We start from the raw sequence: 16,229 nt of genomic DNA on the forward strand, positions 1-16,229 counted from the left end.
GCCGCGCTCACTTCAGCCTGCTCGAGGCGAGGATGGACACGAGGTGCAGCAGGGTCTGCAGGATCGCGATGCCGGCCAGGACCGCGATGCCGAGGCGGGTCCAGAAGAGGTCGCCGCCGATCAGGTCGAGGACCGCGACGAAGAGTACGAAGAGGCTGGCTTCGACGCCGCCCACCAGCCGGTGGAACTTCAGGGCCGCGGCCGCCCGGCGGGCCAGGGCGAGCCCCGAGGAGCGCGGCGTGGACGCCTCGTCCTTGGCGGCGGGCAGACCGCTGCGGGCCCGCGCCACGTCGACCAGGTCGGTCTCGGCCTTGATCAGGATCGCGCCGAGCGCGGCCAGGGTGCCCACGAAGGCCCAGAGCCACTCGGGGCCCTCGGAGCCGTCCCACAGGTCCGCGCCCCGCAGACCGAAGCCCACGAGGAGGGCCGCCTCGGACAGGTAGTGGCCTATGCGGTCGAGGTAGACGCCGGTGATCGAGGTCTGCTTGCGCCAGCGGGCTATCTCGCCGTCGACGCAGTCGAGCAGCAGGTAGAGCTGGATCAGGATCGCGCCGAGCAGCGCGCCGGTCAGGCCAGGTATGAGGAGTGCCGCACCGGCCAGGACGCCTGCGACGACCATCAGGTAGGTGAGCTGGTTGGGCGTGATCCTGGAGTTGACCAGGAACGGGTCCACCCGCAGCGAGATCTCTCGCATGTACAGGCGTCCCGCCCAGTGCTCACCACTGCGCCGGTCCTTCACCCCTTCGGGGTGAACGACGGGGCGGAGTTCAGCTACTGATGGCCTTGGCATAGTCGGCGTAGATGTCCTTGATCTGGTGGGTTTTCAGGTCTAGGTGTTCGAGGATCGTGTAGCGGCCGGGCCTGGTCTGCGGAGCGAACTCCACGACCTGGCAGAACTCGTCGACGGTGAAGCCGATCTCCTCCGGTGTCACCGGTAGCCCGTGCCGGTGGAGCACCTCAGCCATGTACACCGACTCCTCGTGCGCCCCGCGCAGGTACATCGCGAAGGCCGCGCCCAGGCCGCACTGCTCGCCGTGGCTCGCCGCGCGCTTGGGGAAGAGGAGGTCGAAGGCGTGGTTGATCTCGTGGCAGGCGCCGGAGGAGGGGCGTGAGTCGCCCGACACCGACATGGCCACCCCGCTGAGGACGAGGGCCTCGGCGAGCACCTGGAGGAAGGCGTTGTCGCCGATGCCGCCGGGGTGCCGCAGCACGGCCTCACCGGCCTGGCGCGCCATCGCGGCGGCGAGGCCGTCGATCCGCTCGCCGTTGACACGATTCGCCAGTTCCCAGTCCGCGATCGCGGAGATGTTGGAGACGGCGTCGCCGATTCCGGCGCGCACGAAACGCGCGGGGGCCTCACGGATCACATCGAGGTCGATGACGACCGCGATGGGGTTCGGCACACCGTACGAGCCGCGCCCGGCGTCGTTGTCGAGCGTCGCGACCGGTGAGCACAGGCCGTCGTGCGCCAGGTTCGTGGGCACCGCGACCAGCGGGAGGCCGACGCGCGCCGCGGCGAACTTCGCACAGTCGATGATCTTGCCGCCACCCAGGCCCACGACCGCGTCGTAGTGCCCGGCCTTCATGGCGCCGGCCAGCTCGATCGCGTCGTCGAGGGTGCCGCCGCCGACCTCGTACCAGGTGGCACCGGGCAGTGCCGGGGCGATCCGGTCGCGCAACTTGGCGCCGGAGCCGCCGCTCACCGCGACGGCCAGCTTCCCCGAGTGCGAGATCCGCTCGTCGGAGAGCACCCCCGCCAGGTCGTCCAGGGCACCCGGACGGATGTCGACGACGACCGGCGAGGGGATGAGCCTCGTCAGTACTGGCACGCGATCTCACGTCCCTTGGCAAGGTCTTCGTGGTTGTCGATCTCGACCCACGGGACCTCGCCGATCGGCGCGACGTCGATCTGGAAGCCGCGGTCGACGAGCTCCTGGTAGCCGTGCTCGTAGAACTGCTGCGGGTCGGTCTCCCACACCGTCTTCAGCGCGTCGGCCAGCTCGTCGGCGGCCGCGCCCTCGATGAGGGTGACACCGATGTACTCGCCGGTGGCCTCGGCGGGCTCCATGAGCTTGGTGATCTTCCGGACGCCCTTCTCGGGGTCCACGACGACCTTCATCTCCTCGTCGGCGAGCTTCTTCACCGTGTCGAGGGCGAGGATGATCTTCTTGCCGTCGCCGCGGGCGGCCAGCAGCGTCTTCTCGACGGAGACCGGGTGCACGGTGTCGCCGTTGGCGAGGATCACACCGTCCCTGAGGGCGTCACGTCCACACCACAGGGAGTAGGCGTTGTTCCACTCCTCGGCCTTGTCGTTGTCGATGAGGGTGAGCTTGAGGCCGTACTTCTCCTCGAGGGCCGCCTGGCGCTCGTACACGGCTTCCTTGCGGTAGCCGACGATGATGCCGACCTCGGTCAGACCGATCTCCGCGAAGTTGCCGAGGGTCAGGTCCAGAACCGTGATGCTGTCCTCCGCACCCGCGGGGCCCACCGGCACCAGAGCCTTGGGAAGGCTGTCGGTGTAGGGGCGCAGACGCCGGCCGGCGCCGGCCGCCAGCACGAGGCCGATCATGCGGGTTCTCCTTCATCGTGTACGGCGGGCGCCCCGGAGGACACCCAGAAGCGGATGCTCTCGACGAGCACCAGCAGTGCCACGGCCACGGCGAGAGCCGTGAGCGCGACCTTGAACTGCGCGGCGGTGAGCAGCGCGGCCAGCACGACGACCAGCAGCGTCCTGCCTTCGTGCCCGCCGATCGCCCGCACCAGCCAGTGCGGCGGCGCGCCGGCGTTGCCGCGAATGCGGTACACCGTGTCGTAGTGATGGTAGGCGACAGCGGCCACCAGGCCGAAAGCTGCGGGAAGTGCTCCGTTCACCTCCGCTTCAGCTGCGAGGACGAGAACGGTGCCGTATTCGGCCGCGCGGTAGATCGGCGGGACCAGCCAGTCCAGGGGGCCCTTGAGCGGCCTGGCAAGGGCCACGGGCGACAGCAGTACGTAGATCACGGCGCCCAGGACGGGCCACCAGCTGCCGTACGGGGCAAGCGCGGCGCCGAGCACGACGAGGGCCCCGGCGACGAAGGCGACGTACGCCGGACCGAGGCTTGCGACCCCGCGGGTGAAGCGGGTCAGCAGCTCGGCGAGGGGCCCTGAGTCCGTGAGGTCGGCGAGGGCCTTGGCCGCGCGGTCGGTGCGTTGGGCCTTACGGGTGAGCGAGCGCAGTACGCGGCCCGCCGTGGTGTACGTCGCCGCGAAGGCGCAGCCGATGAGCAGCGCGTACAGGGTGATGCGCGGTGTCGTCAGCGCGGTGAGTACGGCGATCATCGCCCAGCGTTCACCGATGGGCAGCACGATCATGCGGCGCACCCAGACCGTCCAGCCGACGCTGTCGAGCTTGTCCGAGAGAGCGGCGGTGGGGCTGGTGTTGGCGGTGGCGTCGTGGTTCGCCTCGTTGAAGGAGAAGTCGACGACGTGGCGGCAGGTCTGCAGGATCATCGCGCCGAGGGCGAGTGCCCATACGTCGTCGCCGCCGCGGGCCGCTCCGAGGGCGAGGCCCGCGTAGTAGGCGTACTCCTTGGCTCGGTCGAAGGTCGCGTCGAGCCAGGCGCCGAGCGTGGAGTACTGGAGGGAGTAGCGGGCGATCTGGCCGTCCACGCAGTCCAGGACGAAGGAGAAGAGGAGCAGCAGGCCGGCGGCGACGAAGCCGGCGCGGGTGCCGGTGGCGGCGCAGCCCGCGGCTATCAGGGCGGTGAGGAGTGAGGCGGTCGTCACCTGGTTCGGGGTGAGGCCTCGGCGTGCGCACCAGCGGGCTATGTAGCGTGAGTACGGGCTGATGAAGTGGGTGGTGAAGAAGCCGTCGCGGGCCTTCACGGCGCTGCGCAGACGTACGGCCTCGTCGTCCACGGCGGAGACGGCCTGCCGGATCTCGTTGCGCTGCTGCGGGTCGGCCGGGACGGCTGCGACGAGCGTGCCGAGCTCGGGGCGGTGCACGTCCACGCCGTCCGCGTCGAGGGCCGTGACGATGCGGTCGGCGACGTTCTCCGTGGCTATGGCGACGCCGCCCGCGGCGGATGTCTCGTGGGCCATCGCCCTGATCAGCGCACGGCGTGCGGCGGGCTGCACCGAGACGGCGCCGGGCACCGCGGCGACGGGGAACCGGGGGTCCGTGAGGCCGAGGCGCAGCGCGTGCACGTGTCCCACGAAGCGGGCGTCGACGACGGCGACCCGCTGGTCGGCCGGCACGGCGGCCAGAAGTGTCCCGGTGTCACCCGCGTCGGAGGCGAGCCGCACGTCGAAGCCGAGCGACCGGAGGTCGCCCTCGATCGACGATCCGGGAACCGGCTGGCCGGTGAGGATGGCGGTCGACAGCGAACTCACTCCCTGGGTGGCCGGCACGGCCTGCCGCACCGGGGCTGTAGGTGATGGGGCACCCGGCGGCCTGGACCGGGCGACATGTCGGCAGAGGCTATCGGATGAATGGAAGCGGGCGTTCACCACCCGTTCACGGCCCGATCAACCAGATCTGCCTAGCCGCCTCCGCCGCGATCATCATCAGGGATCCAAGGGCCGCGCCACAAACCGTGCCGCCATTTCTTACCATTTACGACATCGGGGGCGGGCCCTCACGCCCCGGCCGCACCGGCGCCGAGCTGCCGGAACGGCGGACCGGCATAGGGTTGGCGCCCATGACATGGCTGATCACAGGCGGGGCCGGATACATCGGCGCACACGTGGCGCGGGCAATGGCCGGGGCCGGGGAGCGCGTCGTCGCCCTCGACGACCTCTCGGCGGGCGTTCCGGGCCGGCTCCCGGAGAGCGTCCCGCTGGTGCGGGGCTCGTCGCTGGACGGGGACCTGGTGAGGAAGGTCATCGCCGAGTACGACGTGACGGGTGTGGTGCATCTCGCCGCGCGCAAGCAGGTCGGCGAGTCCGTGGACCGGCCGGCGTACTACTACCAGGAGAACGTGGGCGGTCTCGCGACACTCCTGGAGGCGGTCGCCGAAGCGGGCGTGAAGCGCTTCCTCTTCTCCTCGTCGGCGGCCGTCTACGGCAACCCGGATGTGGACCTCATCACGGAGGACACCCCCTGCGCCCCGATGAGCCCGTACGGCGAGACGAAGCTCACCGGGGAGTGGCTGGTGCGGGCGGCGGGCCGGGCGCACGGCATCGCGACGGTGTGCCTGCGCTACTTCAACGTGGCCGGCGCGGGCGCACCCGAGCTGGCCGACACCGGCGTGTTCAACGTCATCCCGATGGTCTTCGACCGCCTCACCCGCGGCGAGGCCCCCCGGATCTTCGGTGCCGACTATCCGACACCGGACGGCACCTGCGTACGCGACTACATCCACGTCGCCGATCTCGCCGAGGCCCATCTGACGGCGGCCCGGCGGCTCACCGAGGGGGCTGCGGGCGACCTGACGGTCAACATCGGCCGTGGGGAGGGTGTTTCGGTCCGCGAACTCATCACGGCCATCGCGGAGGTGAGCGGCGACAGCACACCCGCGGTCGTCGGGCCGCGCCGTCCCGGTGACGCACCGCGCGCGGTCGCCTCGGCCGAGCTTGCCGCGCGGGAGCTGGGCTGGAGCGCGCGGCGCGGGGTACGCGAAATGGTCGAGTCGGCATGGCAGGGGTGGCAGCTGCACCACTCCAGGACACCAGCCGTGTGATCTTGTGGGTGCTCTGACCTGCGAATCGTTTCCGCAGGTCAGAGCATATGACAACGGTGTTCAGTGCCGCGTTGCCCGATACCCCCCGCCCGTAGTTCACTGTGATTCCGGGCAGAGCGAAGGAGGCGGCTTCCATGGGGGCTGGGCACGATCACGGGCATGCGCATGGTGCTCCCACCACGGGTACGGCGGCAGCGGCGTACCGCGGGAGGCTGCGCATCGCGCTGTCGATCACGCTCACCGTCATGGTGGTCGAGATCGTGGGCGGTGTCCTCGCCGATTCGCTCGCGCTCATCGCGGACGCGGCCCATATGGCGACGGACGCGCTGGGCCTCGGCATGGCACTGCTCGCGATCCACTTCGCCAACCTCCCGCCCAGCGAGAACCGCACCTTCGGGTACGCGCGGGCCGAGATCCTCGCCGCCCTCGCCAACTGCCTGCTGCTGCTCGGCGTCGGCGGCTACGTCCTGTACGAGGCGATCCAACGCTTCATGACGCCCGCCGACACCCACGGCGGTCTGACCGTTGTGTTCGCTCTGATCGGCCTGGTCGCGAACATGATCTCGCTCACGCTGCTGATGCGCGGGCAGAAGGACAGCCTGAACGTGCGGGGCGCGTTCCTGGAAGTGGTGGCCGACGCGCTGGGTTCGGTGGCGGTGCTGATCGCCGCGGTGGTCATCCTGACCACGGGCTGGCAGGCCGCCGACCCGATCGCCTCGATCGTCATCAGCCTCATGATCGTCCCGCGCACCTGGAAGCTGCTCCAGGAGACCCTCAACGTGCTCCTGGAGGCGGCTCCGAAGGGCGTCGACATGGCGGAGGTGCGCGCGCACATACTGGCGCTGCCCGGCGTCGAGGACATCCACGACCTGCACGCCTGGACCATCACCTCCGGTATGCCGGTCCTCTCCGTGCACGTGGTCGTCAGCTCGGACGTCCTGAACGCCATCGGCCACGAGAAGATGCTCCACGAACTCCAGGTCTGCCTCGGCGACCACTTCGACGTCGAACACTGCACGTTCCAGCTGGAGCCGAGCGGACACGCGGAGCACGAGGCGAAGCTCTGTCACTGACCCGGCTCCGTGGACCCGGAGGGGACGGACCGGCCGCTGTACGCGCGGTACGGCAGTCCGCCCGCTTCGGAGTACGGCATCCGGCCCGGATTTCGCCTGCCGCCCGAACACCCGATGGCCCCTGTCCCGGACGGTTCCTCGTCCGTGGCACCGGGCACGAACAGGTATCCGGCGCTTTCGGTGCGTGACGTACGCCGCCCCGCGCGTCCCGGTCCGAGCTCCCGGAGCGGGACATGCGGGGAGCAGCGAAGTGCCGGGAGTGCCGGTTTCGTACGGCAGACTTGGGGCTCGAAGACCGATGCGAAGGATGGGTATGCCGATCACACCTGCCACCGCGACGCACAGTTCGTCGAACGGCACCGTTGAAGCGATCTTGCTGGAACTGGTCGACGAGGACGGCAACACGATCGGTACGGCGGAGAAGCTCGCCGCGCACCAGGCGCCCGGGCAGTTGCACCGAGCGTTCTCGGTGTTCCTCTTCGACGAGCGCGGGCGGATGCTGCTCCAGCAGCGCGCCCTCGGCAAGTACCACTCCCCCGGCGTCTGGTCCAACACCTGCTGCGGCCACCCCTACCCCGGCGAGGCGCCCTTCGCGGCGGCGGCCCGGCGGACGTACGAGGAGCTCGGGGTCTCCCCCTCGCTGCTCGCCGAGGCCGGCACGGTCCGGTACAACCACCCGGACCCGGACTCGGGCCTGGTGGAGCAGGAGTACAACCACCTCTTCGTCGGGATGGTGCAGTCGCCGCTGCACCCCGACCCGGAGGAGGTCGAGGCGACCGCGTTCGTGACCGCCGACGAGCTGGCGGAGCGGCACGCGAAGGAGACCTTCTCGTCGTGGTTCATGACGGTCCTGGACGCGGCCCGTCCGGCGGTCAGGGAGCTGACAGGACCGTCCGCCGACTGGTGAGATCGGCCCGCTGAGCTAGACCACGCTGGGGGTGAGCGGCAGGGCGGCCCAGATCACCTTGCCGCCGCCCGAGGTGTGCTCGACGTCGCACACTCCGCCCGATTCCCTGGTGACCTCCCGCACGAGCAGCAGGCCCCGGCCACCGGTCTGCCCGTGGTCCGCTTCAAGGGCGGTCGGGCGGTAGGGGTGGTTGTCCTCCACGGAGACCCGCACCCACTCGGCGCCGACGGCGACCTCCACGGCCAGCACCGGTGAGAGGAGCGCCGCGTGCCGGACCGCGTTGGTGACGAGTTCGGAAACGATCAGAAGGAGACCCTGGACGAGCTCGTCCGAGACGGGCACTCCTTGGCGGACCAGCAGGTCCCGCACGGCGTGCCGCGCCTGCGGTACCGAGGCGTCGACGGCGGGAGCGGTGAACCGCCACACTCCCTCGTACGGCAACGGGCCCGGCGGTCTCCCGTCGGGAGGGATCTCCCCGCCGACTTCAGGGCTCGGGTCGGACCCCCGCCCGAGGTTCTCCATCGTCCGGTCGCCACCCTTGCGCTCGATTGTCACCACCCAATGAGTGTTGGTACTGGGCCCGTCCGCACCGGAGTACTGAACAGAAGTCAGCGACTATCGACAGCTTCTGATCGTCGTCGTATGACACGGTCACTTGTGGGACTGATCCTGTACCGGTTGTGCCGACTTCGGAAACTATTCGGGTTGTACGGGTTTGACGCCGGGCTCGCCCTGTCCGTCCCGTGCGGAGTGGCCACCTCCGTGTGGATAGCATCCGGCACATGGAGCCGCAGCTGCCGCACAGCGTCACGGACGGGGTCGCCGCCGTCGTCATCAACCATCCGGCCAAGCGCAATGCCATGACGGCCGGCATGTGGCGGGCGTTGCCGCCCTTGCTCGACGAGTTGACCGATGACGCCGATGTACACGCGCTGGTGCTCACCGGTGAGGGCGACACGTTCTGCGCCGGGGCCGACATCTCGACGCTGCGGGGCTCGCCGGACGAGGCACAGGGCCTGGCCGTGCTCGCCGAGGAGGCGCTCGCGGCCTTCCCGAAGCCGACGCTCGCGGCGATCCGCGGGTACTGCGTGGGCGGCGGGTCACAGCTCGCGGCAGCCTGCGATCTGCGGTTCGCGGAGGAGGGGGCGCTGTTCGGGGTGACTCCGGCGAAGCTGGGGATCGTCTATCCGTCCTCCTCCACCCGGCGGTTGGTGTCGCTGGTGGGTCCGGCCACCGCGAAGTACCTGCTGTTCTCGGGCGAGTTGATCGACGCGGAGCGGGCCCTGCGTACCGGCCTCGTCGACGAGGTGCTGCCCGGGGGCGAACTCGACAAGCGCGTCGGGGAGTTCACGCGCGTACTGGCCGGGCGCTCGCTGCTGACACAGGCGGCGGCCAAGGAGTTCGCGAACGGGCGGACGGACCGGGACGCGTACTGGGCGGAGCGGGCGCGGGGCAGCGGCGACACCGCGGAGGGGGTCGCCGCCTTCCTGGAGCGCCGGCCGCCGCGCTTCACATGGAGTGTGTCTACGTCAGGGTGAAGCGGCTGTTGGCGCGGAACTCCTCGACGAGGTGCGCGGGCGCCTTCTGGGGGGATCCCGCGTCATAGGGCGGCTGGGGGTCGTACTCGGTCAACAGCTGTACGGCCTGGGCGTGTTCGTCGCCCGCGATCCGGCCGAGCAGGGTGAGGCCCATGTCGATGCCGGCCGAGACACCGGCCGCGGTCACGTACTTGCCGTCGAACACGACCCGCTCCCCCGTCGGCTCGGCACCGAACTGCTTGAGGAAGTCGAGCGCCAGCCAGTGCGAGGTGGCGCGGCGGCCATCGAGGAGCCCGGCGGCGGCGAGGAGCAGTGAGCCCGTGCACACCGATGTCGTCCAGGTGCTCGTGGCGTCGACGGCCCGCATCCAGTCCAGGAGGGCCCGGTTCTCCATCTGCGGGGTCTGGCCCGGGCCGCCGGGGACCACGACGATGTCGGGGTGCTCCACCTCGGCCAGAGTCTTGTCCGCGGTGAGCGCCAGGTTGCCCGTGTCGGTGCGGACGGGACCGGTCTGCTCGGCGACGAAGACGACCTCCGCGCCGGGCAGCCGGCCGAGGGTTTCGTACGGACCCACCGCGTCCAGGGCGGTGAAGCGGTCGAACAGGACGATGGCGATCTGCATGAGGTTCTCCTCAGCGGGTGGATGCCGGGCTGAACCGGCGTCGGTACTCGGCCGGTGCCGAGCCGAGGGTTTTGACGAAGGCGCGGCGCATCGCCTCAGGGGTGCGGTAGCCGCAGGTGCGGGAGATCTCCTCGATGCCGTCGGCGGTGTCCTCCATCAGGCGCCGGGCGTGTTCGAGGCGGACCCGTTCGACGTACCGGCCCGGCGTCATGCCGGTCTCGGCCTGGAAGGCGCGGGCGAAGTGGCGGGGCGAGAGCCGGGCGCGGGTGGCGAGGGACTCGACGCTCAGGTCGGCGTCGGGGTGTTCGGTGATCCACTGCTGGACTTCGCGCAGGGGTTCGCGCTGGGCCGTCTGGGCGGCGAGCTGGGCGCTGAACTGGGCCTGGTTGCCCGGACGCCGCAGGAAGACGACCAGGTAACGCGCCACCATGAGTGCGGCGTCCCGTCCCAGGTCCTCCTCGACGAGGGCTAGGGCCAGGTCGATGCCCGAGGTGACGCCCGCCGAGGTGGAGACCTGGCCGTCGCGTACGTAGATGGGGTCCGGGTCGACGTCGATCGCCGGGTGGTCGCGGGCGAGCTTGTCGCAGTACGCCCAGTGGGTGGTGGCGCGGCGGCCGTCCAGGAGACCCGCCGCGGCGAGCGGGATGGCTCCGGTGCAGACGGAGACGAGCCGCTCGGCGCGCGGCCCGTGCTCGCACAGCCAGTCGGTCAGGCGGGGGTCGAGGTGCCGGGTGCCCGCGCCGCCGGGGACGAGCAGGGTGTGCGGGGCGGGTGCGTCGGCGAGCGCGTGGTCCGGGACGAGGGTGAGGCCGCTGGAGGTGCGCACCGGGGCGCCGTCCAGGGAGGCGGTGAGGATGCGGTACGACCCGGCGCGGCCGCCCTCGGCGCCCGCGAACACCTCCACGGGGCCCGTGACGTCGAGGCTCTGTACGTTGTCGAAGAGGACGACCAGGACGGTTCGCATGTCCTCGATTGTTGGCGGGCACTGCGATGTCCGCAATGACGAGTACCCCTCCTTTCCTGCCATGTGCGTGCCCTTGGGTCCCCCGGGATTCCCCCCGTACCAACCAGTCGGTAACGTGCGGGGCATGACGACACCTCTGCCGGAGCGCGCCGGGCGGCGCTGCCACAACGTCCTCAATTCGATCGCGGCGACGCTGTACTTCTCACCCGACCTGGGCCGGGAACTGGCCGCTGTCGGGATCGAGGACAGCAACGGCGCGTACTTCGCGACGCGGGCGGCGGCCATGGGCGCGGTGGGCCCGGGCACGGTGACGGCGACGTTCTACAACTTCCGCCACGAGCTGATCGCTGAGCACGTGCCCGCGGTGTGGCAGGTGGCCTCCCCTGAGGCCGTGCTCGCGGCACGCACGCGTGCCGTCGACGCGACGCTGCGGCGGCTGCTCGGCGAGGACGTCATCGCCTCCAAGGAGCTGGCCGAGGCGGCGGACCTCGCGCTGCGGGCGGCCGAGGCCTGCGGCAGGTCCGCGCGCCCCCTGTACGCGGCCCACGCGGACCTGCCCGTCCCCGACGCGCCGCACCTCGCGCTCTACCACGCGGCCACCCTGCTGCGTGAGCACCGCGGCGACGGTCACCTCGCGGTGCTGCTCGACGCGGAACTCGACCCGGTCGAGGCCCTGGTGAGCCACACCGCCACCGGCAGGGGCATGACCCCGAAGTGGGCGCTCGGCACGCGCGGCTGGTCGCGCGGGGACTGGGAGGCGGCGGTCACACGGCTGCGGGAGCGCGGACTGCTCGACGCGGAGGGCGAGTTGACCGACGCCGGTACCGCCCTGCGCAAGGACATCGAGGCACGCACGGACCGCCTGGACCGTGCGCCGTACGAGCATCTCGGCGCCGCGGGCGTGGAACGGCTCACCGAGCTGGCGAAGGAACTGCTGATGACGGCGTTCGCCGCCGGTGCGTTCCCGGAGGGCATGATCGGCAAGGGGTGAGCCGCCGGCACCGCTCCGTTTCCGGGGCGGTCCCCGCGCCCCGTGCCGCCCTGATCCACCGTTGTCGGTGTCACCTGCCACAATTGCCGCGCAACCTCAGTGGAGAAGGCGGTACGGGATCGTGACGACACCCCTCGTAGGGTCCATCGAAGGCAGGATCGCCGAGGAACTCGGCGTACGGGAGCGGCAGGTCAAGGCCGCCGTCGACTTGCTCGACGGCGGATCGACGGTGCCCTTCATCGCCCGCTACCGCAAGGAAGCGACCGAGATGCTCGACGATGCGCAGCTGCGCACCCTCGATGAGCGGCTGCGCTATCTGCGGGAGCTGGAGGAACGGCGCACCGCGATCCTCGAGTCGGTGCGCGAGCAGGGCAAGCTCACGGAGGAGCTCGAGGCGCAGATCCGGGGCGCCGACACGAAGGCGCGTCTCGAGGACATCTATCTGCCGTTCAAGCCGAAGCGGCGCACGAAGGCGCAGATCGCGCGCGAGGCAGGCCTGGAGCCGCTGGCCGAGGGCCTGCTCGGCGATCCTTCGGTCGATCCGCTCGCCGCGGCCGCGGCCTTCGTCGACTCCGACAAGGGCGTCGCCGATCCGCAGGCCGCGCTCGACGGTGCCCGGTCGATCCTCACCGAGCGGTTCTCCGAGGACGCCGACCTGATCGGCGAGCTCCGTGAGCGCATGTGGGTGCGCGGACGGCTCGTCGCCAAGGTGCGGGACGGCAAGGAGGAGGCGGGCGCGAAGTTCTCCGACTACTTCGACTTCGCGGAGCCCTTCAAGGCGCTGCCCTCGCACCGTGTCCTGGCCATGCTGCGCGGCGAGAAGGAGGACGTCCTCGACCTCGTCCTGGAGCCCGAGGAGCCTGCCGAGCAGCCAGGACCGTCCTCGTACGAGGGGATCGTCGCCCACCGTTTCCAGATCGCCGACCGTGGCCGTCCCGGCGACAAGTGGCTCAAGGACACGGTCCGCTGGGCCTGGCGGACCCGCCTTCTGGTGCACCTCGGCATCGACCTGCGCCTGCGGTTGCGTACGGCCGCCGAGGACGAGGCGGTCAACGTGTTCGCGTCGAACCTGCGGGACCTGCTGCTGGCCGCCCCGGCGGGCACACGCGCGACGCTGGGCCTCGACCCCGGGTTCCGCACGGGCGTGAAGGTCGCCGTGGTCGACGCGACCGGCAAGGTCCTCGCCACGGACGTCATCTACCCACACGTCCCCGCCAACAAGTGGGACGAGGCCATCGCCAAGCTCGCACGGCTCGCCAAGGAGCACACGGTCGAGCTGATCGCGATCGGCAACGGCACGGCGTCCCGCGAGACGGACAAGCTCGCCGGTGAACTCATCACCAAGCACCCGGAGTTGAACCTCACCAAGGTGATGGTCTCCGAGGCCGGGGCGTCCGTGTACTCGGCGTCCGCGTTCGCCTCGCAGGAGCTGCCCGACATGGACGTGTCGCTGCGCGGCGCCGTGTCCATCGCCCGCCGGCTCCAGGACCCGCTGGCCGAGCTGGTGAAGATCGACCCGAAGTCCATCGGGGTCGGGCAGTACCAGCACGACCTGTCCGAGGTGAAGCTGTCCCGGTCCCTTGACGCGGTAGTCGAGGACTGTGTGAACGGCGTGGGTGTGGACGTGAACACCGCGTCGGCGCCGCTCCTCTCCCGCGTCTCCGGCATCACCTCCGGACTCGCCGAGAACATCGTGTCCCACCGTGACGCGAACGGGCCTTTCCGGTCCCGTACCTCCCTCAAGAACGTGGCCCGGCTCGGACCGAAGGCGTACGAGCAGTGCGCGGGCTTCCTGCGGATCCGCGGCGGGGACGATCCGCTGGACGCGTCCAGCGTGCACCCCGAGGCGTACCCCGTGGTGCGGCGCATGGTGAAGACGGCGGGGAACGAAGTCGCTTCCCTGATCGGCAACTCCGGGGTGCTGCGGTCGCTCAAGCCCGTCGACTTCGTGGACGAGAAGTTCGGTCTGCCGACCGTGACGGACATCCTGAAGGAGCTGGAGAAGCCCGGGCGTGACCCCCGGCCCGCCTTCAAGACGGCGACCTTCAAGGACGGCGTCGAGAAGCTGTCCGACCTCGTGTCCGGGATGGTGCTTGAGGGGGTCGTCACGAATGTCGCCGCGTTCGGGGCGTTCGTGGATGTGGGCGTCCACCAGGACGGGCTTGTGCACGTGTCCGCGATGTCCAAGACCTTCGTCAAGGATCCGCGGGATGTGGTGAAGCCTGGCGACATCGTCAAGGTGAAGGTGCTTGAGGTCGATATTCCGCGGAAGCGGATTTCGTTGACGCTGCGGTTGGATGACGAGGCGGTGGCTGCGGAGGCTCAGGGTGAGCGGCCTCAGCGTGGGGGGCGGCCGCCTCAGCAGCGGCAGCAGCAGGCGCGTCAGGGGCAGGGCCGTTCCGGCGGGGGGTCTCGGCAGGCGGCGCCGCCTGCCAACAGTGCGATGGCGGATGCTTTGCGGCGGGCGGGGTTGACGGATCCCAAGCGGGGGCGGGGCTGACGTTTCTGTGGCGCCGGGGCTGGGGTGGAGGGTTTTTCGCCCCCTCCGCCCCTACCCGTCCCGTTTCCGGGGGCTGCCGCCCCCAGACCCCCGCTTTCGGCCTGAACGGCCTCGTCCTCAAACGCCGGACGGGCTAAAAGATCCTCCCCGGCCGGGGCGAAAGATTTCAGCGGCGGCCGGGGAAATCTTCAGCCCCTCCAGCGTTTGAGGAGCGGGGGTTTGGGGGCGGAGCCCCCAAGCGACGGGAATGGGCAGGGGCGGAGGGGGCGAAAAACCCCACCCGCCGCTAGCGCTCGGTCACCTTGCCGGCCGCGACTTCCAGCCTTCGGGTCGTGTGGACCGCGTCCAGCATTCGGCGGTCGTGGGTGACCAGCAGGAGTGTGCCCTCGTACGAGTCGAGGGCCGATTCCAACTGCTCGATCGCCTGTAGGTCGAGGTGGTTCGTCGGTTCGTCCAGGACCAGGAGGTTGACGCCTCGGCCCTGGAGGAGGGCGAGGGCGGAGCGGGTGCGTTCGCCCGGGGAGAGGGTGGCTGCCGGGCGTAGGACGTGGTGGGACTTGAGGCCGAACTTGGCCAGGAGGGTGCGGACTTCGGCGGGCTCGGTGTCGGGGACGGCCGCGCAGAACGCGTCGAGCAGCGACTCGGTGCCGAGGAAGAGCTTGCGGGCCTGGTCGACCTCACCGACGACGACACCGGGGCCGAGGGAGGCATGGCCGGCGTCCAGCGGGACGCGGCCGAGCAGGGCACCCAGGAGCGTCGACTTGCCCGCACCGTTCGCGCCGGTGACCGCGACCCGGTCCGCCCAGTCGATCTGCAGCGTCACCGGGCCGAAGGCGAAGTCACCGCGACGCACCTCCGCGTCACGCAGCGTGGCGACGACCGCGCCGGATCGCGGTGCCGCCGCGATCTCCATGCGCAGCTCCCACTCCTTGCGCGGCTCCTCGACGACATCGAGCCGTTCGATCATGCGCTGGGTCTGCCGCGCCTTCGAGGCCTGCTTCTCGCTGGCCTCGCTGCGGAACTTGCGGCCGATCTTGTCGTTGTCGTTGCTCGCCTTGCGCCGGGCGTTCTTCACGCCCTTGTCCATCCAGGAGCGCTGCATCTGGGCTCGGCCTTCGAGCGCCGACCGCTTGTCGGCGTACTCGTCGAAGTCCTCGCGGGCGTGCCGTCGCGCGGTGTCGCGCTCTTCCAGGTATGCCTCGTAACCGCCGCCGTACAGCGTGATCTGCTGTTGCACCAGGTCGAGTTCGAGCACCTTGGTGACCGTCCGGGTCAGGAACTCGCGGTCGTGGCTGACGACGACCGTGCCCGCGCGCAGACCGCTCACGAATCGCTCGAGCCTCTCCAGGCCGTCCAGGTCCAGGTCGTTCGTCGGCTCGTCGAGGAGGAACACGTCGTAGCGGGAGAGCAGGAGCGAGGCGAGTCCGGCGCGGGCCGCCTGGCCGCCGGACAGGGAGGTCATCAGCTGGTCGAGGCCGACGCCGAGCCCGAGGGAGTCGGTGACCTCCTCGGCGCGCTCGTCGAGGTCTGCGCCGCCGAGGTCGAGCCAGCGCTCCAGACTGGTCCCGTACGCGTCGTCCGAGCCGGGCGCGCCGTCGACGAGCGCCTGCGTGGCCTCGTCCATCACACGCTGCGCCTCGGCCACACCCGTGCGGCGCGCGAGGAAGTCCCGTACGGTCTCGCCCTCCCGCCGCTCCGGTTCCTGCGGCAGGTGCCCGACGGTGGCGGACGGCGGGGAAAGCCGCAGCTCGCCCTGTTCGGGGGTGAGGAGACCGGCGAGCAGTCGGAGCAGCGTGGACTTGCCCGCGCCGTTGGCACCGACCAGCCCGATCACGTCGCCGGGCGCGACGACCAGGTCGAGCCCGGCGAAGAGGGAGCGGTCGCCATGTCCGGCGGCGAGATTCTTGGCGACGAGGGTGGCAGTCATCAGGAGGCCGATCCTAACGGCCCGGCCGCCCTCCCCTCGCCCCGGTT

Annotated in this window: 14 protein-coding genes and 1 pseudogene; 7 read left to right on the plus strand and 8 right to left on the minus strand. The window is 70.6% G+C overall.

Annotated elements, in window-relative coordinates; genetic code table 11:
- Nucleotides 1–7: 7 nt before the first annotated feature.
- From OG246_RS35855 to OG246_RS35870, 4 genes are read right to left on the minus strand one after another with little or no spacing between them, the layout of a single operon-like run.
- Entirely contained in the window at nt 8–790 is a 783-nt protein-coding gene (locus OG246_RS35855) for a CDP-alcohol phosphatidyltransferase family protein (protein ID WP_266472912.1), read from the minus strand.
- Complete coding sequence (locus tag OG246_RS35860; RefSeq protein WP_266472913.1) at nt 768–1,829, minus strand: iron-containing alcohol dehydrogenase family protein; 1,062 nt, start codon at nt 1,827–1,829, stop codon at nt 768–770. The genes OG246_RS35855 and OG246_RS35860 overlap by 23 nt, the downstream gene beginning before the upstream one ends.
- Nucleotides 1,817–2,569 (minus strand): phosphocholine cytidylyltransferase family protein, encoded by a 753-nt coding sequence (locus OG246_RS35865; protein ID WP_266472916.1) that lies wholly within the window; start codon nt 2,567–2,569, stop codon nt 1,817–1,819. Before OG246_RS35865 ends, OG246_RS35860 begins: the two co-directional genes overlap by 13 nt.
- On the minus strand, nt 2,566–4,362 hold the full coding sequence (locus OG246_RS35870) for a DUF5941 domain-containing protein (protein WP_266474956.1): 1,797 nt from the start codon (nt 4,360–4,362) through the stop codon (nt 2,566–2,568). The genes OG246_RS35865 and OG246_RS35870 overlap by 4 nt, the downstream gene beginning before the upstream one ends.
- A gap of 317 nt (nt 4,363–4,679) precedes the next feature.
- Here OG246_RS35870 and galE point away from each other — a divergent pair, with 317 nt between their 5' ends.
- The 3 genes from galE to idi all read left to right on the plus strand — a co-directional run bounded on the left by galE (nt 4,680) and on the right by idi (nt 7,640).
- A complete protein-coding gene (galE, locus tag OG246_RS35875; protein ID WP_266472918.1) occupies nt 4,680–5,660 on the plus strand; it encodes a UDP-glucose 4-epimerase GalE in 981 nt (326 codons plus the stop codon).
- A gap of 134 nt (nt 5,661–5,794) precedes the next feature.
- The gene (locus OG246_RS35880; protein WP_266472919.1) at nt 5,795–6,733 is read left to right on the plus strand and encodes a cation diffusion facilitator family transporter; all 939 of its coding nucleotides are present in this window, start codon (nt 5,795–5,797) and stop codon (nt 6,731–6,733) included.
- A gap of 313 nt (nt 6,734–7,046) precedes the next feature.
- Nucleotides 7,047–7,640, plus strand: coding sequence for an isopentenyl-diphosphate Delta-isomerase (gene idi / locus OG246_RS35885; protein WP_266472921.1), 594 nt, complete (start codon nt 7,047–7,049; stop codon nt 7,638–7,640).
- 15 nt (nt 7,641–7,655) lie between these two features.
- On the opposite strand, the gene OG246_RS35890 is transcribed toward idi, so the two are convergent.
- Complete coding sequence (locus OG246_RS35890; RefSeq protein WP_266474957.1) at nt 7,656–8,162, minus strand: ATP-binding protein; 507 nt, start codon at nt 8,160–8,162, stop codon at nt 7,656–7,658.
- 260 nt (nt 8,163–8,422) lie between these two features.
- On the opposite strand from OG246_RS35890, the gene OG246_RS35895 reads away from it, so the two are divergent.
- A complete protein-coding gene (locus OG246_RS35895) occupies nt 8,423–9,178 on the plus strand; it encodes an enoyl-CoA hydratase/isomerase family protein (protein WP_266472922.1) in 756 nt (251 codons plus the stop codon).
- On the opposite strand, the gene OG246_RS35900 is transcribed toward OG246_RS35895, so the two are convergent.
- Nucleotides 9,165–9,800, minus strand: a complete 636-nt coding sequence (locus tag OG246_RS35900) for a DJ-1/PfpI family protein (protein WP_266472923.1) — start codon at nt 9,798–9,800, stop codon at nt 9,165–9,167. The two genes, OG246_RS35895 and OG246_RS35900, sit on opposite strands and share 14 nt — an antisense overlap.
- A gap of 10 nt (nt 9,801–9,810) precedes the next feature.
- Nucleotides 9,811–10,764: a GlxA family transcriptional regulator gene (locus tag OG246_RS35905; protein ID WP_266472925.1), complete on the minus strand. Its 954-nt coding sequence runs from the start codon at nt 10,762–10,764 to the stop codon at nt 9,811–9,813.
- Between the two features lie 124 nt (nt 10,765–10,888).
- On the opposite strand from OG246_RS35905, the gene OG246_RS35910 reads away from it, so the two are divergent.
- The 3 genes and pseudogenes from OG246_RS35910 to OG246_RS35920 all read left to right on the plus strand — a co-directional run.
- Entirely contained in the window at nt 10,889–11,755 is an 867-nt protein-coding gene (locus tag OG246_RS35910) for a hypothetical protein (protein WP_266472926.1), read from the plus strand.
- Between the two features lie 121 nt (nt 11,756–11,876).
- Nucleotides 11,877–14,255 (plus strand): Tex family protein, encoded by a 2,379-nt coding sequence (locus OG246_RS35915; RefSeq protein ID WP_266472928.1) that lies wholly within the window; start codon nt 11,877–11,879, stop codon nt 14,253–14,255.
- Nucleotides 14,256–14,291: 36 nt separating this feature from the next.
- Nucleotides 14,292–14,448 (plus strand): annotated as a pseudogene (locus tag OG246_RS35920) (cobyrinic acid a,c-diamide synthase); the annotation flags it as partial.
- A gap of 93 nt (nt 14,449–14,541) precedes the next feature.
- Here OG246_RS35920 and OG246_RS35925 read toward each other — a convergent pair.
- On the minus strand, nt 14,542–16,182 hold the full coding sequence (locus OG246_RS35925) for an ABC-F family ATP-binding cassette domain-containing protein (protein ID WP_266472929.1): 1,641 nt from the start codon (nt 16,180–16,182) through the stop codon (nt 14,542–14,544).
- Between the last annotated feature and the right edge of the window lie 47 nt (nt 16,183–16,229).

This window comes from Streptomyces sp. NBC_00620 (genome assembly GCF_026341825.1).
Lineage (GTDB): Bacteria > Actinomycetota > Actinomycetes > Streptomycetales > Streptomycetaceae > Streptomyces.

Bases quoted from the DNA above. Each gene is read 5' to 3' on its own strand.
- OG246_RS35855 (WP_266472912.1), bottom strand. From the start codon at position 790: ATGCCAAGGCCATCAGTAGCTGAACTCCGCCCCGTCGTTCACCCCGAA.
- idi (WP_266472921.1), top strand. From the start codon at position 7,047: ATGCCGATCACACCTGCCACCGCGACGCACAGTTCGTCGAACGGCACC.
- OG246_RS35925 (WP_266472929.1), bottom strand. From the start codon at position 16,182: ATGACTGCCACCCTCGTCGCCAAGAATCTCGCCGCCGGACATGGCGAC.
- OG246_RS35890 (WP_266474957.1), bottom strand. From the start codon at position 8,162: ATGGAGAACCTCGGGCGGGGGTCCGACCCGAGCCCTGAAGTCGGCGGG.
- OG246_RS35905 (WP_266472925.1), bottom strand. From the start codon at position 10,764: ATGCGAACCGTCCTGGTCGTCCTCTTCGACAACGTACAGAGCCTCGAC.
- OG246_RS35910 (WP_266472926.1), top strand. From the start codon at position 10,889: ATGACGACACCTCTGCCGGAGCGCGCCGGGCGGCGCTGCCACAACGTC.
- OG246_RS35865 (WP_266472916.1), bottom strand. From the start codon at position 2,569: ATGATCGGCCTCGTGCTGGCGGCCGGCGCCGGCCGGCGTCTGCGCCCC.
- OG246_RS35900 (WP_266472923.1), bottom strand. From the start codon at position 9,800: ATGCAGATCGCCATCGTCCTGTTCGACCGCTTCACCGCCCTGGACGCG.
- OG246_RS35895 (WP_266472922.1), top strand. From the start codon at position 8,423: ATGGAGCCGCAGCTGCCGCACAGCGTCACGGACGGGGTCGCCGCCGTC.
- galE (WP_266472918.1), top strand. From the start codon at position 4,680: ATGACATGGCTGATCACAGGCGGGGCCGGATACATCGGCGCACACGTG.
- OG246_RS35880 (WP_266472919.1), top strand. From the start codon at position 5,795: ATGGGGGCTGGGCACGATCACGGGCATGCGCATGGTGCTCCCACCACG.